Origin of the sequence: Telmatobacter sp. DSM 110680 (assembly GCF_039994875.1) — a bacterium.
In the GTDB taxonomy this organism is placed as follows: Bacteria; Acidobacteriota; Terriglobia; order Terriglobales; family Acidobacteriaceae; genus Telmatobacter.
Map to the genome: position 1 here is coordinate 1,392,319 of NZ_CP121196.1, position 18,658 is coordinate 1,410,976.

Annotated in this window: 25 protein-coding genes; 3 read left to right on the forward strand and 22 right to left on the reverse strand. The window is 57.3% G+C overall.

Annotated elements, in window-relative coordinates:
• Positions 1-133 precede the first annotated feature (133 nt).
• On the forward strand, positions 134-703 hold the full coding sequence (locus P8935_RS05590; protein WP_348264002.1) for a hypothetical protein: 570 nt from the start codon (positions 134-136) through the stop codon (positions 701-703).
• 10 nt (positions 704-713) lie between these two features.
• Here P8935_RS05590 and P8935_RS05595 read toward each other — a convergent pair whose 3' ends face one another.
• A complete protein-coding gene (locus tag P8935_RS05595; RefSeq protein WP_348264003.1) occupies positions 714-1,247 on the reverse strand; it encodes a DinB family protein in 534 nt (177 codons plus the stop codon).
• A 162-nt stretch (positions 1,248-1,409) separates the two neighbouring features.
• On the opposite strand from P8935_RS05595, the gene P8935_RS05600 reads away from it, so the two are divergent.
• Positions 1,410-2,240 (forward strand): DoxX family protein, encoded by an 831-nt coding sequence (locus P8935_RS05600; protein ID WP_348264004.1) that lies wholly within the window; start codon positions 1,410-1,412, stop codon positions 2,238-2,240.
• A 52-nt stretch (positions 2,241-2,292) separates the two neighbouring features.
• Here P8935_RS05600 and P8935_RS05605 read toward each other — a convergent pair whose 3' ends face one another.
• From P8935_RS05605 to P8935_RS05670, 14 genes are all read right to left on the reverse strand, one after another.
• Complete coding sequence (locus tag P8935_RS05605; protein ID WP_348264005.1) at positions 2,293-2,934, reverse strand: RNA polymerase sigma factor; 642 nt, start codon at positions 2,932-2,934, stop codon at positions 2,293-2,295.
• Positions 2,935-3,042: 108 nt separating this feature from the next.
• Entirely contained in the window at positions 3,043-3,522 is a 480-nt protein-coding gene (locus P8935_RS05610) for a hypothetical protein (protein ID WP_348264006.1), read from the reverse strand.
• Positions 3,523-3,643: 121 nt separating this feature from the next.
• On the reverse strand, positions 3,644-4,132 hold the full coding sequence (locus P8935_RS05615) for an SRPBCC domain-containing protein (protein ID WP_348264007.1): 489 nt from the start codon (positions 4,130-4,132) through the stop codon (positions 3,644-3,646).
• The gene (locus tag P8935_RS05620) at positions 4,129-4,479 is read right to left on the reverse strand and encodes a metalloregulator ArsR/SmtB family transcription factor (protein ID WP_348264008.1); all 351 of its coding nucleotides are present in this window, start codon (positions 4,477-4,479) and stop codon (positions 4,129-4,131) included. Before P8935_RS05620 ends, P8935_RS05615 begins: the two co-directional genes overlap by 4 nt.
• A 69-nt stretch (positions 4,480-4,548) precedes the next feature.
• Positions 4,549-5,142 carry a DUF4126 domain-containing protein gene (locus P8935_RS05625; RefSeq protein ID WP_348264009.1) on the reverse strand — a complete coding sequence of 198 codons (594 nt, stop codon included), beginning with the start codon at positions 5,140-5,142 and terminating at the stop codon, positions 4,549-4,551.
• Between the two features lie 27 nt (positions 5,143-5,169).
• Positions 5,170-5,403, reverse strand: a complete 234-nt coding sequence (locus P8935_RS05630) for a hypothetical protein (RefSeq protein ID WP_348264010.1) — start codon at positions 5,401-5,403, stop codon at positions 5,170-5,172.
• 53 nt (positions 5,404-5,456) lie between these two features.
• On the reverse strand, positions 5,457-5,669 hold the full coding sequence (locus P8935_RS05635; protein ID WP_348264011.1) for a DUF2934 domain-containing protein: 213 nt from the start codon (positions 5,667-5,669) through the stop codon (positions 5,457-5,459).
• 380 nt (positions 5,670-6,049) lie between these two features.
• A complete protein-coding gene (locus P8935_RS05640) occupies positions 6,050-6,850 on the reverse strand; it encodes a heme-binding protein (RefSeq protein ID WP_348264012.1) in 801 nt (266 codons plus the stop codon).
• A gap of 254 nt (positions 6,851-7,104) precedes the next feature.
• The gene (locus P8935_RS05645; RefSeq protein ID WP_348264013.1) at positions 7,105-7,773 is read right to left on the reverse strand and encodes a hypothetical protein; all 669 of its coding nucleotides are present in this window, start codon (positions 7,771-7,773) and stop codon (positions 7,105-7,107) included.
• A gap of 634 nt (positions 7,774-8,407) precedes the next feature.
• Entirely contained in the window at positions 8,408-8,617 is a 210-nt protein-coding gene (locus P8935_RS05650; protein ID WP_348264014.1) for a hypothetical protein, read from the reverse strand.
• 113 nt (positions 8,618-8,730) lie between these two features.
• The gene (locus P8935_RS05655) at positions 8,731-9,183 is read right to left on the reverse strand and encodes a DUF1569 domain-containing protein (protein ID WP_348264015.1); all 453 of its coding nucleotides are present in this window, start codon (positions 9,181-9,183) and stop codon (positions 8,731-8,733) included.
• A 413-nt stretch (positions 9,184-9,596) separates the two neighbouring features.
• Positions 9,597-10,073: a hypothetical protein gene (locus P8935_RS05660; RefSeq protein WP_348264016.1), complete on the reverse strand. Its 477-nt coding sequence runs from the start codon at positions 10,071-10,073 to the stop codon at positions 9,597-9,599.
• Between the two features lie 264 nt (positions 10,074-10,337).
• On the reverse strand, positions 10,338-10,880 hold the full coding sequence (locus tag P8935_RS05665; protein WP_348264017.1) for a transposase: 543 nt from the start codon (positions 10,878-10,880) through the stop codon (positions 10,338-10,340).
• Positions 10,881-11,043: 163 nt separating this feature from the next.
• Positions 11,044-12,243, reverse strand: coding sequence for a TIR domain-containing protein (locus tag P8935_RS05670; RefSeq protein ID WP_348264018.1), 1,200 nt, complete (start codon positions 12,241-12,243; stop codon positions 11,044-11,046).
• 214 nt (positions 12,244-12,457) lie between these two features.
• Between P8935_RS05670 and P8935_RS05675 the strand changes: the two genes are divergently transcribed.
• Positions 12,458-13,411: a radical SAM protein gene (locus P8935_RS05675; protein WP_348264019.1), complete on the forward strand. Its 954-nt coding sequence runs from the start codon at positions 12,458-12,460 to the stop codon at positions 13,409-13,411.
• 196 nt (positions 13,412-13,607) lie between these two features.
• Here P8935_RS05675 and P8935_RS05680 read toward each other — a convergent pair whose 3' ends face one another.
• The 7 genes from P8935_RS05680 to P8935_RS05710 form a co-directional block, all read right to left on the reverse strand.
• Positions 13,608-14,078 (reverse strand): SRPBCC family protein, encoded by a 471-nt coding sequence (locus tag P8935_RS05680; protein ID WP_348264020.1) that lies wholly within the window; start codon positions 14,076-14,078, stop codon positions 13,608-13,610.
• A 28-nt stretch (positions 14,079-14,106) separates the two neighbouring features.
• Positions 14,107-14,814 carry a thioredoxin domain-containing protein gene (locus P8935_RS05685; protein ID WP_348264021.1) on the reverse strand — a complete coding sequence of 236 codons (708 nt, stop codon included), beginning with the start codon at positions 14,812-14,814 and terminating at the stop codon, positions 14,107-14,109.
• A 130-nt stretch (positions 14,815-14,944) separates the two neighbouring features.
• Positions 14,945-15,085 (reverse strand): hypothetical protein, encoded by a 141-nt coding sequence (locus tag P8935_RS05690; protein WP_348264022.1) that lies wholly within the window; start codon positions 15,083-15,085, stop codon positions 14,945-14,947.
• Positions 15,086-15,133: 48 nt separating this feature from the next.
• A complete protein-coding gene (locus tag P8935_RS05695; protein WP_348264023.1) occupies positions 15,134-15,466 on the reverse strand; it encodes a hypothetical protein in 333 nt (110 codons plus the stop codon).
• Between the two features lie 84 nt (positions 15,467-15,550).
• Positions 15,551-16,591, reverse strand: coding sequence for a YncE family protein (locus P8935_RS05700; RefSeq protein ID WP_348264024.1), 1,041 nt, complete (start codon positions 16,589-16,591; stop codon positions 15,551-15,553).
• Positions 16,592-16,895: 304 nt separating this feature from the next.
• The gene (locus tag P8935_RS05705; RefSeq protein WP_348264025.1) at positions 16,896-17,246 is read right to left on the reverse strand and encodes a hypothetical protein; all 351 of its coding nucleotides are present in this window, start codon (positions 17,244-17,246) and stop codon (positions 16,896-16,898) included.
• A 242-nt stretch (positions 17,247-17,488) separates the two neighbouring features.
• Positions 17,489-18,595 carry a TIGR03118 family protein gene (locus P8935_RS05710; RefSeq protein WP_348264026.1) on the reverse strand — a complete coding sequence of 369 codons (1,107 nt, stop codon included), beginning with the start codon at positions 18,593-18,595 and terminating at the stop codon, positions 17,489-17,491.
• Positions 18,596-18,658 lie beyond the last annotated feature (63 nt).

The window sequence follows — 18,658 nt, forward strand, 5'->3', positions numbered from 1 at the left end:
CGCAAAGCTCAGGCCGAGGCGAACGTGTTGCGAGCTGATTCTTCTTCCCTTGCTCGGGACAGAAGTGATTCTTAACTACGGAGTATGCCGCGAGCGCAGGATGTCATCGTTCGCGCAGAATAGGAAGTGAACTATGACCGGAGCTCTTCGTGCTTTGACTGTGCTAGGCCTGTTCGCGGGTGGCGTCCTGGGAATGGCAGGATCGATAGTTGCCGCACAGAATGTCCGCGCTGTCTGCTGGGCCATTGATTCGACGGGCTTGATCGTCGCCACCGCAATTCTTGCGCTAAGCTATCTTCGCGCAGGAAAGATTGAAGTTGCAGCGGGTTTTCTGGTGTACGCAATCGGAGAGGGCATCATGCTGACGGGTACGCCGATGTCGCTCGAAGGCAGCGTCCCGTCATTCGCAGCGGGGACCGCACTTTGGGCCGCGGGTCTTGCTCTGGTCAGCGTTCCGCGGGAGTTTACGCTCGTCACCCGACTCACTGGATTGGTAGCCTCGGTTCTGTTCGGAGTGGTTTCCCTTCGCATCTTCTGGGGAGATACGCTAACGCCCATTGCGCGTCCTTTGCCGATGTTTGCCTATCCCGCGCTTGTGATCACATTCATCGGCTGGATATGGACAATAGTCAGGCACGGTGCAGAATTGGGCGCAGCCGAGGCATCCGAACAATCCAGACACGCGCCCGTCGTGATCAGATAACCTCCACTGATTACTTCACGCCCTTATCCGGATTCCACACGCCGTGTTGCTTGCGCACGTAGAGAATCTGCCCCACATGATAGGCGTTATGCGCGCCCACGTGGGCGATCAGCGAGGCATTGGCGGCAAGTTTCGCATCGTCGGCATCGTTCACAGCTTTCTCCCAATCCGCCAGCACCTGGTTAAGTTTCTTCACCAGGTCATCCCATTGCGCAGCCGTGAACTTGTCAAAGGTGTCGTTGTTGTTGCCGTCGAACTTCTCATTCTTCTCGCCTTTGAAGTCGTTGAGCGCGCGCTGGTCCCAATACCAGATGTGGTAAGCCAGTTGCCCTACGGAGTGGTCTCCCTTTCCCGGACTCCACATGGCTTGCTCTGCGGTTAGCCCATCTACCGCGATGCTCACTGGAACGAACCAATCTTCCTGGTCATGCGTGGTGCGCAACTGCTCCAGCAGTACGCCGCGTAACGTGGTCGGCGGCTTCTTTTCATTAGTCTGTGCGCAGAGCGGAACTGCGATAAGTAATAGGATCGCCAGCTTCTTCATCGTTCGTGAACCTCGGGGTATGTCGTGCCGGAAGTATAACGCTGCGTGTGCATGTAAGTCGTCCGGCAATCGGTGTCCTCAGGCCGCTTCATAACTTCTCAGTGCAGGCGCACCACTTCTCTATTGGAATGCCGGGCGGAGTGGGCTAGCTTTCGAGTTCACATGATGCCCAGCGCCCAACCCATTCTCAAATTTGAATCCCGCTCCGCTTCACGCTCAATCCTCCAGTCTGAACAGCAGCCCTCGCTCGCCTTATTAGCGATTGGGCTACTCGGACTCGGCGTGCTGGGACTCGCCGTGGGAGACTTCGCGATGGTATGGCAGCCGGTAGCGCCCTGGTTTCCGGCACGCACCGCATTGGCCTATGCGGCCGGCGCGCTCATGATTGGGTGCGGCGCCGGCTTGATGTTCCGGGCGACTACTACCTGGGCGGTACGCATCCTTTTTCCATATCTCATCGTGTGGCAACTGCTTAAGCTACCTTCGCTCTTCGTAGCTCCAAAACTGGAAGCTGTTTACCTTGGATTCGGGGAACTGGCGGTGCTGCTTGCGGGAGGCTGGATACTGTTCGCCCGACTGGGCGATGTGCAAGCGCCGTGGCTCGCATGGGCAACCGGCGATCGCGGCGTCCGCCTCGCGCGCTACTACTTCGCCATCTGGATCATCCCCATCGGCCTCTCGCACCTGATCTACACCAAGGCCACCATGGAACTGGTCCCGGCGTGGCTGCCTTACCACCTCGGCTGGGCTTACCTGACAGGGGCAGGGCAAATTGCTTCAGGCCTTGGTGTTCTCTTCGGCGTACTGCCCCGGATCGCAGCATCAGCTGAGGCCGCCCAGATCACGCTTTACACTCTGCTTATCTGGCTTCCGGCAATCTTTGCGACGCCTCGGGCGCGCTTGCCCTGGACTGCTCTCTGGATATCATGGACCATCGGTGCTGCCGCTTGGGTAGTCGCACAGAACACCTGGTCGAAGGCAACCAAACGATGAGCGTCGCTTTCGCGGCGCTCATCAGTGGTAAGTGAATCACGCTGGGCGGTGCTTATTGTATTTCGCAACGCAGGCGGCGGTCGGTCCCCAACGCCATAGCTGCGTGCTGCGCCCCAAGCCGGCGCGAAACAGCGCGTTCAAGAATCCGCTTGCCCCGGAAAACGCGTGATTTCATAGTCGCGACGCTAAGGTTGAGTGACTGGGCGGCCGCGAGTTGGGGATTTTCGTCGAGCACGCAAAGTTCAATCGCACGACGGCACACCATGCCGAGTTTGCTGACTTCCTCGCGCAGAATGCCCTCCATCTCCCTGCTTCGCCACGTCTCCTCGGGATTCTTTCCAGGATCGGGCAGATCTATCTCCACAACCTCATTGTCTTGTTTGCTTAAAAACTCTATCGACACGAATACACGATTGCGGCGACTGCGCAGATGCTCGTGCGCAGTGTTCTGCACAATTGCTCCGAGCCAACTCGACATTTGCGACTCGCCGCGAAACTTCTCGAGCGCTTTGTAAGCCTTCATCAGGGCTTCCTGCACGATGTCTTCCGCGTCTTCATTCGAATTCGTGAGCCGCCTGGCCATCCGCAGCAGTTGCGGCCGGCGCCGCTCGGCAGTTTCCAGGAACTCCCGTATTCGGCCTTCGGGCATCGACGCGTTCGTTTCCACTTCCATTGCACTCAAGGCAATTGGCATATACACCCGCTCCATTTCGGGGGCATTTCAAGTTCATTCGGTTGGAATGAAGTGCCGGAAGGCAGCTTGACCAGTCGCGCTGTAAAAACGAGAGACCGGTGCTGCCGACTACGCCATCGAGGAATGGATTGAAGGAGGGGCGCGGAAGGGAATATGCGAAGAAATAACGGATGCCACGAGCGCCGGAGCCGGCGTGACGACAACGTGGTCGCGCGAGGGGCGCGGAACCTGGGGATCCAAAATAGCAAAGAGCGCTAGTCCGGGAATCCGTTGCGGCTTGACGAACTGCCCTGCCTGCATGGCGACAGAATCGTCCCGGTGGTCCACCCACATGTGCGTAGGAGAGGCCTTTGATACGCCCGCATGCTGGAGGTATTGTGAGAGCTTGTACCCATAACCCGACGCCCCTACCGCCAGCGCGAGTGCCAAAAACGCAAGCACATAGGGATGAAAAAACTGCCTTGCAGAAGTCCGAATCCCTCGATCACGCGCGACCGATGTCTTTGGACGCTCAAACGGCTTCGAAGGCCTAGTCGGGATTGGAGATTCGCTCAGCACGGTTCCCCGGTAGTCAAGGTACTCAAACATATAGACTCGGCCGAGTTTCTTTTAGCTTCAAAAATCTCATCCGGGCGGAATATGACTCCCCTCAAACATCACGTCCCCAGATTCGGGAGAGCGAAACCTGGGGACTGAATGTTGATGGCGGTCAGGAGGGGAGCATGCCTTCAAGCCGCACATAGCTCATTTCCATACCATGCTCCATGCCGCTTGCCAGCATCTGGGCGCGCGTCGCAGCATCGGGAAGTGTCATCCTCATCGTCATTAGCGTGCCCTCGCCTTCTTGGTCGAAGCGGGTCTCAACGTGGTTATCCGGGGTCGGGTCGGGCAAGAACATGCGTTCAACGTGGACAATCCGGCTGAAAGGCTCGAGTTCGAGGAATTCGCCGGTGATGTGGAAACGACTGGCTTTGCCCTTCGACGGGTTTTCCCATTCGTAACGGATCGCTCCGCCGGGCCTTGCCTCGCTGATGCAAATGGGCATGGTCCATCCATCGGGGCCAAGAAGCCACTTCTGGATCAGGGCAGCTTCAGTATGTGCACGATAAACCAATTCGGGCTTCGCGTTGAAGTGGCGCGTGACAACGATATGGGTGTCGCCTTCGGTCTTGAGTGTCAGCTTGGTCATAGTATTCATCTGATTTTTCCTCCAGTGTCGTCGGGTGTGTTTGGGGTCATGTCTGCCAAAACCTGATCCAGCCGGTCGTAATTCTTTGTCAACGCCGTGCGCAGCATTTCCAACCATTGATCGATCGCGTCGAGTCCCGGCTTCGCTAGCCGGCTGGGTCGCCGGGTGCCTTCATGGCGCCGCTCGATCAGGCCCGCCTCTTCGAGCACTTTGATATGCCTGGAAACGGCGGGCTGCGTCATGGCAAATGGCTCCGCCAACTCCATAACCGTTGCCTCACCGAGTGCGAGTCGTGTCAGGATTGCGCGGCGAGTTGGGTCAGCGAGTGCAGCAAAAGTGGAATTCAAATTAAACATAATCATTATCTTATATAAACAATAGATTATATATATTGAGGTGTCAAGCTTTTTCGAATGAGAGGCGAATCATTGAGCAACTACGCGCTCTGCGCCGACCAGCAAGCTACGAAATGCTCGCCAAACCCATTTGATTACAAGAATGATCGCCAGGACGAGCGCTGTCACGATACTTCCAGCAAGGTACGGGTGCACCGTCGCCAGCCACGTCAGGGAAATTGCCAACGCATCTTCGCCAACGCTTAGGCCGATGTTCGAAAATGGCTCGGGCGAGGGAGTAACTGCTGCCCGCGCCGCGGTTTTCCCACCGTGCGCAGCCAGCGCGATCAATCCACCGAGCAGGGTCGCCGCCAACTGCTCGCCGGGAGAGAGCGTCTCGGTCGCGCGCCATGCAAGAAGCCCCGCTACCGGGACGCGGATAAAAGTGTGGAGCGCGTTCCATACCAGGTCGAAGGCTGGGACTTTGTCGGCGAAGAACTCAACCGCGAACAGCGCTGCCGCAGCTCCAATGACCCACCAGCTTGCGAGCAGATGCAGAGGTTCAGGCAGTGCCAGCACACTGGTATGTGCCAGCAGCCCGAGCGTCGCAACCGTGGCATACACGTTGAGCCCTGCGGCAAACGAAACCGCGACGATCAGTGCGACCAATTCCTGCCCGGGCATCGGAAGCTTCACGAGCTAAGTATAGGACTAGATGGAGCAAATATCAGAGCGGACCGGCTGCCGGCTTGCATCAGCTACGGCTGAAGCGCACACGGAGCGGTGCATCTCCAGTTCACTCATAGCCCGCGCCATTTCAATTTCGCTGTAGGCAACAAACCGCGAGCTTATCTTGCGATAGACAGTATTCGAGCAGGCCTCGTGATACTCGCTCGTCCTATCAATCAGGGAGCGCTCAAAATCATCGCAGATTTGACAATGCATAACTTCCCCTTCCGGCTTTTGGTCGGATTTACTGCGTTTGAGATAAGCAAGTTTTAGCGCTCTGTGATCTTCAACTCCGCCTTGAGCCAGTCCTGAATGTCGTGGCCGTGCTGGCCGCCGCGCTCTTGAAACAAATGAAAGGCGCAGACACTTATGTCGTCCTTAGGGACGCAAATTCCCGAAGTCGTTGTTTCAGTTTCTGCAGATGGCAGGCTGTGGATAGTCTTATTGTGCTTTGAATGCTTTTGAACTTTAGTGACGATCATAATTAAACCCTTCTTATATATAGAAAGGGCTAAGAGAGGAATAACTTCAGAAGTGCCGCCTTAGTCCAGCGAATCTGAACAGGAGATAGATGTCTCGCTCACCTCTAATGGTACGCTCATTCCGCCTGGCCGCACGGAGTATCTGAGTTATGGTCCTCGACGAGGTACTTATCTATTGGAGATCACGTTGTCTGCGGTCTCGATTACTCATCGAGAGACCAAAGATTTCTTGCTGGGAGAAGCCGCGATAACCCTCGAAGCCTCGTTTCTAACGGACTTGTGCGCCGCGCAGTGAGTCTGTCCTTACTGACTGCCGATATAGCAGCGCACCGGTCAAGAATCGAGAACCTCTTAGAACTCTGCAAACTCTGCTCGCGACTCTACGAAATAGGAGGTAATTGTCCGGCGATCTTCGTCGCGTCGGCGCTGCAAGCGGGATGGCCCCAGCCGGACGCGCTGGCGCCAAGAGCAAGGCCGGGCGCGGCAGTGATGTCGTAGACAATGTTGTCGGGTCGCATCTTGTCGGGCCCTACTCCTCCTGGAACGTGGTCAAGCTTGAGCGCATTCCGCGTACGCCAGGCGATGTTGTGGTCGGCGCACGATGAGTCACCGCTTACGCCGATGGCCCCGACAAGCACACCCTGCTCGTTGTAGAGTGCGAGTCCGCCGCCGAAGACATTCACCCCTCCGATGTGGCCGCCGACCATCGGGTCTTTAGACGTTCCGTAGTCAGCAGGCTCGCCGCGGTAGGCAACGGATACGTCCACAGGGTTGCTGGCCTGCAGGCCGAACAGGGAACCGCCGGGCTGTACCGCGCTGAACAAATCAGCGGTCGAGAGTGCGAGTTTCGGCAGGCTGAACGCATTCGCGGTATTCGCTTTCTGTGCAGAGATCACGCGGCTCCCAGGCCATTGACTGCCGCGATCGGCGCCGGTGAAAGCCACCGCGCAGACCGCTCCATCGCGATTGACGACGGTGCCCCACATATCAAGGTTGAAGCCGCCATTCGCCTCGCTGCGCGCAGTCTTCAGTGCCGCCTTGAGTTGGCTCTGCGTGGGCAGCAGTTTGCAGGCTGCTGCAGCGTCAGCATCTTTGCTGTGACCAGCCTGTGCGCTAGTGTATAGAGTCGCGCTCAACGCGAGGACAGTAATCAATATTCCGCATCTGGTTTGAGTCGTCATTGGGGACGGTATCTCCTTGCAGTTCGAAATCCTGCCCGCCAAAGTGCTGCCGGACAAATTTCCGAAAGTTTCCCCAACCTAACACGGGGGTCGCGGGGCCGCAATCGGCAAATAAGGAACTTGGTGCACTTGAGTTGGAAAACGAGAAAAAAACGGCGCGGACATGCGGCCAATCTAAAAACAACCCCAAGTCTCATTACCGAGACTTGGGGCACAATCGTTACGGGGATTCACTCAAGCCTTACGCTGCTGCATTATTCGCAACGGTTGGCTGGTTCGTAAGCATCGTTGCCCTGAATGCAGGGAACGGCGCCAAGGTATTCGTAGATGGCGCGCAGATCATTGTCGGAGAGGTCCTTCAGATTGGGCCATGGCATGACCTGCAGCAGATTGCCATCGAACGGAGCCGGAATGCATCCCGCGTTGGGTGCTCCCGTGCAATTCGGATGGCGATGATCGAGGTCCGCTCCCGTGCGCATGATGGTGAGGAACTGCTGGAAGGTGTTCCCGCCTTCAGGCAGTCCACTGGCATCCGGGGTAAGGTTGCGCGAGATGATGTGCGCCGACCCGGGAATCAACGCGCCGAAGTCCCTGCCTCCGCCGAGGTAAGTGGCAGTATTCACCATTTTCGGCTGGTTGAAGTAGGGGTTCTTGCCGGGGACGTACTCGGTTTGAGGTCCGTTGGAGTGACAGCCGTTGCAATCGCCGACAACGTTCACAAAGTAGCTGCCGAGACCGACCAGCGCGGGGTTTTTGCCCTTCATGTTAAGCGGCACAGGAGCAGCTGCCATACCAATCTGAATGCGTGAGTCGCCGCCCGACTGGGCTTTTGCACCGGGCGCATTGGAGAAGCTAACGGAGACGAAGACAGCAGCGACAACTGCACCGGTGCATACAATCTTGAGCCAAACATTTCTTGTCATGAGACTCTCCATATTTGCGTCGCGCGGATTGGAAACCGTGCGAATATTCCCGTGGGGAAAATTCCACCATCTCTTTGCAAGTGCCTCTTCAACAGGGCTTTGGGGGAAGCCGGAACGATGGCAGTAACGAAGCGGAGTGCGGTGGAGGATTGATAGTACAACGGGCGCGGAGCGCTGTCGATGAATTTTCACGACAACTGCACAGGACAAATTCTTGGCCAAGATTTTATGTCAGGAGCGCGCTATCGGAGATGACCGCACATCTGCTGTTTGTCGCAGCGTAGCGACCACAATTGAACCGGCATTATGAAATGTGGTCGTGCCGGATGCTAGTCGTCGCGGTGGTACAGCTCGTGAAAGTCTTCGACGAAGCTGATCAACACTACAACTGCCGATCCAGCAAGACCAAGCATGAACATGCCGGTGAGTGTCCAAATGAAAATTACACCAAGCTGATGCACAATCTAAAGCTAGGACGCAATTCGTAAGCGGATCGTAAAGGCCGCGTAAGCAATTCATAAGCGACTGAACCCGGCTTGCTACTCGTCGGCTCCTCGGAACCGGATCGCACGCGCCAGTTCGTGAAATCCGATTCTTCCAACCTCATTACCTTTTTCATATTTCTTTGAAACGGTCAGGCGGTGAGCGTCACCATACCCTGCGAGACCAGAACAGGCAGTGGCCGCACCGCTTGACGCGGCTCATCCCTGGGCGCGTTCCTCGTTCGCGCGAGGACGTTGATGAGAAGCGGACGCTGTGCACGACCGCTGATGGGGGTTTCGAGATCCTGGCTGCAGAGTGGAGCGGTCAGGCTGGGCGTCGCAGGCGGAGTGGGGACTTCCATCGACAGGGTCTCTGCTTCGCAGGCGACGAAGCATCTGCGTCTGCGGTAAGCTCACTGCCGTTTCGGTTGCATCAGTCAACCTCCACCCCGCGAGCTGATTTGTGCCGATCGCGCTATACGCCGAATTGCTGAAGATGATGGTCGATGTGTTTGTACATCCACATGGACCACTCGTCGGGGGTGAGGCGGCCGAAGAAGCTGTGAGGATGATCCGTGCACCCGGCGGGACCGGCCGCAGAGAAACGGTCGATGATTGCGCAGAGTGCGTCGCGCTCGCGGTCAAAGTCGCGATCATCGGTGACGGCAAGCCCGGGGACCGTGGGCGAGTTGCGCCGCATCGGTTCGCTCTCCTTGAATGCCATCGGCTTGATCACGCGCCCAATGATGCGGCCAATCATCATGCGTGGCGGACGCCGCTCGCCCAGAGCAAGCTCCATGCCCATCGCGCAATGCGCCATGGTCTGCGCGGGAGTCATCTTGCCCCAGAGGCGTGGGCTGTCGGCGCGCAGATGCGCGAGGCGGTTCTTCACTTCCTGCACGGTAGCCGGTTGAAACAGGTTCTTCATGGTGGGGACACGTCTCTCGGGCGACACAGAAGGCGATGATATCAGCGCCTAAAACCCGCCTGCCATGACGGATTAAGACGAGGGACGAATGGCTCATGTTTCGAGGATAGCGATTGCGCAGAAATAGCCTGCAAAGGCCGGGGAAGTTTTTTGCGAATGGCCTCAGGGGCTTACGGGAAATCTGCGCGTTGAGGCATTGACGGTTCCAGACGGCGCTGGTTTTGGGGCATTCCGGGTCATGCATTGGGGCGAAGGCTTGAAAAGCAGATTCTTCACTCCCCACCCCCGAACCTGCCCCAAAGAGCTGACGGCTCTTCGGGGCCCCTGAAACGTTCGGGCCCCCGTTCGTTCAGAATGACACCCGCAGGGTTTCTGCGGCAGTGAAATTCAATGGGAATTCCAAGGAACCCGCCTTACTGTTTGTCGTAGACCAGGGTGACGTCCATGGGCTTTCCATCGGCGTCGGTGCCCTTGGCTTTCATCGTCATGGTCATGCCATCGGCGGAGATCACGAGTTTGCCGCTCGCGTGGTATTTGTTGGCGCTGTTCTTTGTCTCATAGGTGAAGGTGTTGGCGTTGACCTGTTTGAGGGAAACGGTGTCGTAGGGTGCTCCCTGACCAGAGAGTGAAGCGGGAGAGCCATCGAATTTGGCGGTGTAGGTGGTGTTGATCGCGGAGCCGTCGGAACGTTCGCCGGTGGTGGTCACCTTGACGCCATTGTCGGCGGCTTCGCGCACCGCCGTAATGCTCTTCACGGGAAGAGGGCCCGGAGAGTATTTGCTCTTTTCCGGATTGAGTTTCCAGGTTCCCAGAGAGTGATCGGCGGCGAAGGCGGCCGACGTGGAGGCGATGACCAGGGTTGCGAGAGCAAACGTGAGCAGTCTTTTCATGGGAGTTCTCCTTTTTCCTTGAGGTCGCTATGTGATGCAGTACGCCGTAAACGAAAGGTGTATGACCCAGGAGTGGGGCGTTTCAGAAGCGCGGTGGGGGGAGAAGGCCGATCCGAAATGCGGACACAATGTTATGCGCGGTTGTGGCTGCCGAGTCAAGCAGTGATTTCGGAATGCAGTCGGGGAGGAGACGGGAAGCGCGAGGGTTCGTGCGGTTTCGGACGGCGGTCCCACCCTTAACGATGAGATGTCTCGGCCATCGGTCTACTTTGAACTGGGTGCCCCAGGTCTCGATTCTGAGACCTGGGATTTCGGGAGTTGGTTTCCGCGCTTCGCGGCAGTCCAAAACGATTCAATCTCGACCACCCCGGCCGAACCCGTCATGTAGTGGCGAAAACTGGACCATTCCCAGTCGTTGGGCTTCGTAACCAGGCCCCGTTTCACGGGATTGCGATGCATGTATTTCAGTTTTTCCGTTGTCTTCTCTGGGTTCCAGACGTTGAAGTCGTAATAGCGTGCTTGCCAGAACGGCCGTTCCTTCCGCCTTTTCGTTACCGATAATTTGAGAGCCTGCATGACGCGATCGAGTGTGCCGCCTTTCGGTTCGTTCACGAGCAGATGAACATGCTCCGGCATCACCACGTACCCGAGCACCACGAAGCGGTATCGCTGCCTGATTCGTTCGAGTGCTGATTCAAAGAGGCGCCGGCTTGTTGCACTGTTGAGGTACGGTCTGCGGCGATAGCAACTGAAGGTGATGAAGTGGAAGTTTCCGGTCTGCTGATACCGATGGAGCCCTCTGGTCATCGTGTGGAGAGTACTTGGAGAAGTGGATGGAGTCGGTGGCGGGGCTCACATCGTTCGTTCCGACTTAGCGAGTGGGAAACTGGAACATCCCTCCCAGGTCTCAAAGGCGAGACCTGGGGCACCCATATTTGTGGTGATCGAGACCTGGGCCACCCGCCCCTCTCTAGCTCCCAAATTGGAGCTTCCCGGAAATCTCGATCCTATATGGATCAACATTGATGTACTTCTTCTTTCTCCGGCCGGAAAAATCGACCGTCAGCGTCTTGTCCTCCAATGAAAGATGAAGACGTTCAATGGTTTCGACAGCAGCGCTCAATTTGAGATTTGTGACAGCGGAAATCCACCCGAACTCCAAGAACTTATCCGGCGAGGTCTCAAGTTCCTTGTAAAGAATGGGAAATATCGATTGTTTTATCTTGGCTAGGGAGCGAAGGCCGAGCAGAGAATTCTCCATGATCGCGTTGTTAAACGTCGCGACAGGCTCGACGTTGCCTAGCTCTGGTGCCGGAAACTCATCTAGCAGGAGACGACGCGCACGCCTCGCAGCAAACTCATCAGCCGAGATTGTGCCAACTCCATGCTCGAAGGAGTCGGCGAAGTCGGTTTGTCGAGGCTCGATCAACAAGATCCAAGTTGATTTTCGACCGGAGCTAGATCGCTTCGCCGATTTGAGGGTGCCAATTGCAACATCGAAGCCATAACCAACTACGACTTGCCCTGTGTAAGTGCGAAGCTGACTAATTGCCGCCTCATCCGAGCTATCCTCAGCCGCAAAATGCAGCTCAATCTCTTCAGACCAATTCGCCTGGATAACATTCGGATACAACGTCCAGTCGAGATTGGCCGGATTGATGAGTGCTCTCGGAGAAAAGTCGCAGGAATAGGTGGAGGTCGCAGATCCTAAGGATGCGGTCTTGATGGAGAGAGAATCTGAGTTAATTTCCTGCAGACGCAGCTTCTGAGTTATTGCCGAGCATATTCCTTCCGGTCCCTCAGCCTGATAGCTCAAGTATCCAGTGGTCGCGAGGATACCTGGGATTTCTGTCTGATCGAACCTCACAGGAAGGATGTAGGCTTGTCCCTTTTCTTCAAAGGCGCGGGCCTGAGCGCTCCTCAACTCATGATTCGTCCAAGTTTTTCTAACGTAGTCGGCTGAGACGAAAACGATGCAATATCGAGCCTTGTTTTTGTAAACGTCCGACAAATGCTGGTACAGGTCTCTTCCCCAGAGCGTCGCTTTTTCGTATTCGTCATAGAAGACCCTGACACCGGAATAACGGAGGCAATTAGCAACGCTCTCAACGTCATTCCGCTGCTCACCTGCGAACGAAAGCGCGACATCAAATTCGAAATGTTGCTCCATTCGTCTATTGCCCTCAGATTGACTGCGATCTAGGTCAATCCAGAGGCCCCGACGCAGTTGCTTTTGGTGCGAAATGCAATGCTACACCGGCACGGATCCTTGTGTATGGAGCATGCACGTCCCGTATGTTTCAATAGTAAGGATGGGTATTCCCCGGAGATCTACAGCTAGGGGCGGGTTTATTGCGGCTCGGCGCAAGGCGCGGGAGTACGCGATGGTTGCGCGGGCGCTGGCGTCTACGGCGCATCCTGTTCTGGCGCAGATAGTTCCGGCGCGGTTCTGCAATCTTTCCTGCTCCTACTGCAACGAATACGACAAGGTTTCTGAGCCTGTGCCGCTGGACGAGATGCTGCGGCGGATCGACCACCTGGGGCGGCTGGGCACGGCCATGATCGGGATCTCGGGCGGCGAGCCGCTGACCCACCCGCAGCTCGACGACATCATCCGGCGCATGCGGAAGACAGGCGCCATTGCGGGGATGATCACGAATGGCTACCTGCTGAATGTTGAGCGGATAGAGCGGCTGAATGCTGCGGGCCTGGACCACATGCAGATCAGCATCGATAACCTTGAGCCGGATGAGATTTCGAAGAAGAGCCTGAAGGTTCTGGACAAGAAGCTGCAGATGCTGGCCGATCATGCGGAGTTCCACGTGAACATCAATTCCGTGGTGGGCGGCGGGTTTCGCGATCCCAATGATGCGCTGGTGATTGGCAGGCGGGCGCTGGAGCTGGGGTTCGAGTCGACGATCGGAATTATCCATGATGGCGACGGGCAGTTGAAACCGCTGAAGCCGGAAGAGGCGCGGGTCTACTTCGAGATGACGAACCGGAAGAAGACGAATTACGCGCAGTTCGACATGTTTCAGGAAGCGATTGTGAAAGGCGAGTCGAACGACTGGCGGTGCCGCGCGGGTTCGCGCTACCTGTATATCTGCGAGGACGGGCTGGTGCATTATTGCTCGCAGCAGCGCGGGTATCCGGGTGTGCCGCTGGCGCAGTACACGTCTGAGGATGTGAAGCGGGAGTTTTTGACGGCGAAGAGCTGCGCTCCGAATTGCACGATTGGGTGCGTGCACCGCATCAGCCATATCGATCACTGGCGCGCTCCGCAGACGAAGACGGTTTCGCCTGGGTCGCAGGGGGAGCTGGTGAAGATTCAGTTGTAGTGGTCAGTGAACAGTGATCAGTGGTCAGAAAGAACGGGGCTTTGGCCTCCGTTTTCTTTTGTGGCGTGGCGGAGGTTTCGGAGAAGCGGATCCTTCACTCCGCTTACCCCACATTCGCTATGCGAACGCGGGGCCCCAAACCGCTCCGTTCAGGATGACACAGCTGATTTCTTGATTACGCGTCGAGCTGCTCCGTTCAGGATGACATGCGGAGTTTATTGGTTTTTTGAAGCTGCTGCGGGATCGGCGCTTCGCATTTTTGGCGGAGGCCGTTGGCTTCACGGGCGAGGTAGTCCCAGTTGAGGTCGCGGAAGATGCGCGCCATTACGGTGCCAAGAGCGCCGATGTAGTTGAGGCGGAGGGAGACGCGGCTGTGAGCGCCGATGGCTTCCACCTGGTGGCGGGCGACAACTTTCATGCCGAAGGTGTGAGTGGTCCAGGCAAAGATGCGGCGCTTCTGGTCGAGAGACGTGACCTGCCAGACGGCGGGGAAGAGCCTTGGCTGCCAGATACGGGTGCGGGAGCCGAGGGTGAGTGGACCGATGTCCATGCGCTGCACGCGGGTGACGGCGGTGTTCCAATCCGGCCAGTGCTCCACGTCGAGCAGCACGGCCCACACGCGTGGCGGCGAAAGGTTGATTTCAACGGCCTGGCGAAAGTCTGACATGGGGAGGGGACCCCGAACTGCGGCAAAGCTATTTGTGTGCTGTCTTCACTGATGTTGATTTTGCAGAAGCTGAACGGGTGTCGGCCATCGCCTGGTCGATGAGCTGGAAGAGCTTGGTGCGATCGACGACTTCGACAAAGGGTGCGCCCTTGCTGTCGGCAGTGGTGATCCAGATCGTCGGCGTGTGCTCAATGCCGATTCGCTGGCCCAGTGCGTAGTCTGCCTTGACCTCGGCAGCGAACTTGCCCTGCGGATCGATAGCGAAAGGGAGAGCGATGTTGTGGTTCTTCGCGTAGTTCTCAGTGAACTGACGGAGCACGTCGAGGTTCGAGATCGAAGGCTGATTGGCGAAGACCTGGTCGCGATAATCGTCGCCGACCTTCTTGCCTTTAGTGTCGAACCAGCGAGCGTTGACGGCGGCCTGGAAGCTCCACGCATGGAAAGGTAGCGGGAAGTCGTGGCGGACCCAGGGGATGTTGTATTTGGCCGCAGCTTCGCGCAGGACGGGATTGGCGTTGGCGCAGTCGGGGCACTCCATGTCTTCAAATTCGACGATGGCCACGCGGGAGCCGGCGGGCGGCTTGAGAGCAGCGGGGTCATGCACCGTGGTGGTGGGCGGCGGTCCGGAAAACTGAGCGCGTGCGGTTGGCGCTGCCATGATGAGGGCGGCTGCAAGGCTCATCAAGAGCGCAGCGTGCGGGGAACGACGAAGGGCGTGGGCAAGGCGATTGGGCATGGTTTCTTGGACGACTCCCTTGTGTCTATTGTAACGGCAGGAAAGCAGGAAAGTTGCGCGCAGAATTCGCTTGGAAGGGGGCATCGCGACGCACGTGGCTGGAATCGCTCCAGTTGCGAATCAAGGGTGCTTAGCGAAGGTCGCCTGAGTTTCGGGAGGGGCCGGGGTCTTGATCGGCGCGGCGTTTGGCCATCCACTGGCGCCATTTGTAGTCAGCCACGAAGGACAGGGCAAAGACGATCAGGACGACGATGGCGAGGAGAAATTTCATAGGTACAGGGAACAGGGAGTAGAAGGCTGCTTTGAACGAACAAGTGCCTTAACGGGAGGATAGCTTGCGAAGGCGTCGAATTGCGAATCCTGTTGTCCATAGGATGGCGGCGAAGAGGAGTGCGGTGTCGACGTAGCCGACGATCCAGAACATTGCGGAGTTGGCGGCTGCGTGAGAGCGGAGAAACGTGCTGTCGTTGCTGGCCACAACGCCGGGGGCGTGGATCAAATACCACTCGGCGGCGAGCGCGGACGATTGACTGGAACTCGATAATCCGTCCGACGCGGCTGGATAGCCCACCACCCAGAAATTGACGATCTCAATCGGGAGTGCCAGAAGCGATGCGATCTTGAGGATGGGGCGCTTTTGGAATGGCCTCATTTAGTCAGAATAGAAGAAACGCCGCCGGGTTTTGGCCGCGACGGCGGTTCGATTTTTCGCAGTGCCCAGTTCAGAGCGTGATAACTAGCGGCCGACCACGATGATCTCGAAGCTGCCGGGGATCATCGGCGGACGGGGATGCTGGTTTTCTGCGGTTGCTGCCGGGCGCGGGCCGAAGTCGGCGGTCACCAGATACACGCGATCAGTGGACGCATCATAGGCCATGGTGCGGGCGCCTTTCTTGGTGGGCAGGGACTGGATGGTCTTGTAGGTGGATGCGTCGACAACGGAGAGCACGCCGTCTCCAGAGGATGCGAAGGCCAGCTTGTGTTTGGCATCCCAACCAGCGGCATCGGGACCGTCGCCGATGGCCGGCGTGGCGAGAATCTTGCCGCTGCCGGCATCGATCACGCTCATCTTGTTGCCGTCGCAAACAGGGAAGAGGCGATTTCCGGCGATGTCCATGGCAAGGCCGGAGGGCGATTCGCAGCCTGCTGGCCACGTGGCAGTGACCTTGTGCGCGCGGGCATCGATCTTCAATACTTCGCTCTTGTCTTCAATGTTGTTGTAGACGTTGCCCTGGCCATCGGCCACGCCGAACTCGGGCTTGCCGGGCACGTCGATGGTGGCGATGACTTTGCGCGAGGCGGCGTCGATGACGGAGATGTTCTTGCTGCGGCCGTTGAAGGCCCATACGGTTTTTGTCGCAGGTTCGAAGATGATAGCGTCGGGATTTGTGCCGGCGGGAACGGTAGCGACAGTGGAGAGATTGGAGCGATCGAAGACTACGACCGCGTTGCCGCCACCGTCCGAAATGTATCCGACTTTGCCGTCGGGGTCGAGGGCTAAGCCGTGGGTTCCGTGAAGTCCGCTGATGGTGCCGATCAGTTTGCCGCTGGTGGTGTCGACGGCGTCGACATGGTCGCCGCGGGTGATGTAGACGCGATGGGCAGCGGAGTCGACCAAGAGGTAATCCCACCCGCCGGTGTCAGCCAACTTCCAGTGGTCAAGGACTTTATAGGGTCCCTCTGCATGCGAGACGAGGGTGGCTGCGAAAAGAGTGCACAGCAGAGGAGCGGCAAAAAGAGTGCGCGCAAAGGTTGGGAGACAGCGTCGAGTTTGCATGTTCGGCTCCGTGGGCTCGGCAGATCGCGAAAAATGTCTACAGTCCGCCGGCGCAAGCATTGTTCCACGGCGGCATTAAGGGACGCTGAAGGAAGCGCGGAGATGGCTCTTCTTCTCACCGCAGCGCCGGTCCCCATTCCATTTCTGTCTTTTCGAGGACGGTATGCCGGTGTGCCGAATCATCGGACATTTTCCGAGTAGGGCCAGTGTCACCTCCCACTCGTCCCCAATCCGTCCCGGCCTTTCGGAGGCGAAGATTCAGCATAGGGAAGAGTTGCCCACGATACAGAACCCTTCCTGAAAGTCAGGGGTACAACTTTAGGAAATCCTCAATCTCAGAAGAGATGCGACCCGTCTGATCGTCACCGAGGTTCTCATCAGCCGCATTCGGGATCCTCGACAGAATTGCTGACATCGCCATCTTCATCTGCTCATATTCCCGCAGCGCCTCGACGTGATTCCGAAAGAATCGCGTATGAACCATCCAGCCGTAGATTCCGCATGTGATGGCGAAGGGCGCAATCTGAGTGTCGCGTTCGAGAGTGATGCGCGCGCCGCGCGAGTGTTCCTCATCCTTGATGGTTGTTCCGCCTTCGGACCCTTTCCGTCCGACAGCAGAACCGCCGTCAATCTCGATCCATTTGCTTTCGTCCATTCATTGAGACTACACACCGCGCCGTCACGTGACTGCGGGAGCCAGTCACCGGCCACCGTCGCTTTGAGGGCAAAAAGTTGCCACTGTCTCCATTGCCGACTATACGGCCAGGTGGCTCAAGTCGAGCAGTTTCGAATCGATCACTTGTGCAACAGTGCAGACGCCCCGAAGAGAGACGATCACCGCGGTGTGTCGCTCCTCTCTTCGTTCGTCTGGTCGGGCCTAGGCACCTTCCGGCGGCACTATTGATCTCCGCCAAAGGTGTTTTCGATCGGCGTAATTGTACCGAACAGGCCATCCTGCTCGCCGTTAAGTCCGGCGGTGAAGTATAGAGTCGTTGCCGACCCTGACGTTCCGCCGCTCGCAAACGCGATCCCCCAGAGGCCATCGATAGCGATGGGCACGTTGTTGGCATCCACGAGATTGCCTTTGAGCGCTCCCGTCACCGGATCAAAGACGAGAATGTTGCCACTTCCAAACTGTCCCACCAAAATGTCGTGGCTGTAGATCCCGAAATCGCTGGGTGCCTGTGCCATCCCCCAGGGAGCGTTGAACCATTTGCTCCTGTCGAGCCGATGCAGCAGACGACCCGTCGGCGAGAATACGTCCACGAAGCCAAGGCCCGCACCGTCTACCTCATCATGCTTTGCGCTGTCCTGCTTAGCGAATGCAACATAGAGATTGCCCCCGATGTTCTGGACATTGAAGGGAGCGAATCCATGTGGTATGCGCTCATCTTGAAAAGCATCCTCATCCATCGAAATGCGGTGGAAGTTTGTGTCGTAGACACTCACGCGCCCTTTTCGAAAATCCGCCACATAGAGATAATTTGCTGAGCCGACGTGTGGATCATTGATGCTGGCCACGGCTACACCTTTGAAAACGGATGCGCTGTGCGTGTTGACCTTTACGATCGCCGTCGTTCCATTGACTCCCGGATTCCAACCGGAGATCGTGCCGTCTTCCGTGACGAAAAGGAACAAGGCTGGCTTGCCGGGAGCAATTTGAAAATCCTGACTTCCATTGAAGATTTGCCCTGTTGGCGTTCCTGATCCGCCGTCAGCACCCGGAATGGTTACGACAAGAGGAACGGCGGTGCCTGTTCCGGTATAGAGCGTCGAAAGGCCGGGGCCGTTATCAGAAATCCACCACGGTGAGCCGGAACTCCGCGACATGCCCCAGGGATTAACCAGATTCGGATCCGTCGCGGCGGCCATTCCTGGGATGTCGGAAACGAGATTCGTCTGCTTGTAATGTTGGCTTTGTTGCGCTGGCAGCATTGACGAAAATGCCAGCACACCGATGGATGCAAAACGCGCGAACGTTGGGGAGGATTTTAGTTGAATCATATGCATAGACTCCTTGGTGCAAAGAGCGTTAACACTCGAATGGGCTGGGGGAGGGACGAGTGC

Bases quoted from the DNA above. Each gene is read 5' to 3' on its own strand.
- P8935_RS05590 (WP_348264002.1), top strand. From the start codon at position 134: ATGACCGGAGCTCTTCGTGCTTTGACTGTGCTAGGCCTGTTCGCGGGT.
- P8935_RS05595 (WP_348264003.1), bottom strand. From the start codon at position 1,247: ATGAAGAAGCTGGCGATCCTATTACTTATCGCAGTTCCGCTCTGCGCA.
- P8935_RS05600 (WP_348264004.1), top strand. From the start codon at position 1,410: ATGATGCCCAGCGCCCAACCCATTCTCAAATTTGAATCCCGCTCCGCT.
- P8935_RS05605 (WP_348264005.1), bottom strand. From the start codon at position 2,934: ATGCCAATTGCCTTGAGTGCAATGGAAGTGGAAACGAACGCGTCGATG.
- P8935_RS05610 (WP_348264006.1), bottom strand. From the start codon at position 3,522: ATGTTTGAGTACCTTGACTACCGGGGAACCGTGCTGAGCGAATCTCCA.
- P8935_RS05615 (WP_348264007.1), bottom strand. From the start codon at position 4,132: ATGAATACTATGACCAAGCTGACACTCAAGACCGAAGGCGACACCCAT.
- P8935_RS05620 (WP_348264008.1), bottom strand. From the start codon at position 4,479: ATGTTTAATTTGAATTCCACTTTTGCTGCACTCGCTGACCCAACTCGC.
- P8935_RS05625 (WP_348264009.1), bottom strand. From the start codon at position 5,142: ATGCCCGGGCAGGAATTGGTCGCACTGATCGTCGCGGTTTCGTTTGCC.
- P8935_RS05630 (WP_348264010.1), bottom strand. From the start codon at position 5,403: ATGCATTGTCAAATCTGCGATGATTTTGAGCGCTCCCTGATTGATAGG.
- P8935_RS05635 (WP_348264011.1), bottom strand. From the start codon at position 5,669: ATGATCGTCACTAAAGTTCAAAAGCATTCAAAGCACAATAAGACTATC.
- P8935_RS05640 (WP_348264012.1), bottom strand. From the start codon at position 6,850: ATGACGACTCAAACCAGATGCGGAATATTGATTACTGTCCTCGCGTTG.
- P8935_RS05645 (WP_348264013.1), bottom strand. From the start codon at position 7,773: ATGACAAGAAATGTTTGGCTCAAGATTGTATGCACCGGTGCAGTTGTC.
- P8935_RS05650 (WP_348264014.1), bottom strand. From the start codon at position 8,617: ATGGAAGTCCCCACTCCGCCTGCGACGCCCAGCCTGACCGCTCCACTC.
- P8935_RS05655 (WP_348264015.1), bottom strand. From the start codon at position 9,183: ATGAAGAACCTGTTTCAACCGGCTACCGTGCAGGAAGTGAAGAACCGC.
- P8935_RS05660 (WP_348264016.1), bottom strand. From the start codon at position 10,073: ATGAAAAGACTGCTCACGTTTGCTCTCGCAACCCTGGTCATCGCCTCC.
- P8935_RS05665 (WP_348264017.1), bottom strand. From the start codon at position 10,880: ATGACCAGAGGGCTCCATCGGTATCAGCAGACCGGAAACTTCCACTTC.
- P8935_RS05670 (WP_348264018.1), bottom strand. From the start codon at position 12,243: ATGGAGCAACATTTCGAATTTGATGTCGCGCTTTCGTTCGCAGGTGAG.
- P8935_RS05675 (WP_348264019.1), top strand. From the start codon at position 12,458: ATGGTTGCGCGGGCGCTGGCGTCTACGGCGCATCCTGTTCTGGCGCAG.
- P8935_RS05680 (WP_348264020.1), bottom strand. From the start codon at position 14,078: ATGTCAGACTTTCGCCAGGCCGTTGAAATCAACCTTTCGCCGCCACGC.
- P8935_RS05685 (WP_348264021.1), bottom strand. From the start codon at position 14,814: ATGCCCAATCGCCTTGCCCACGCCCTTCGTCGTTCCCCGCACGCTGCG.
- P8935_RS05690 (WP_348264022.1), bottom strand. From the start codon at position 15,085: ATGAAATTTCTCCTCGCCATCGTCGTCCTGATCGTCTTTGCCCTGTCC.
- P8935_RS05695 (WP_348264023.1), bottom strand. From the start codon at position 15,466: ATGAGGCCATTCCAAAAGCGCCCCATCCTCAAGATCGCATCGCTTCTG.
- P8935_RS05700 (WP_348264024.1), bottom strand. From the start codon at position 16,591: ATGCAAACTCGACGCTGTCTCCCAACCTTTGCGCGCACTCTTTTTGCC.
- P8935_RS05705 (WP_348264025.1), bottom strand. From the start codon at position 17,246: ATGGACGAAAGCAAATGGATCGAGATTGACGGCGGTTCTGCTGTCGGA.
- P8935_RS05710 (WP_348264026.1), bottom strand. From the start codon at position 18,595: ATGATTCAACTAAAATCCTCCCCAACGTTCGCGCGTTTTGCATCCATC.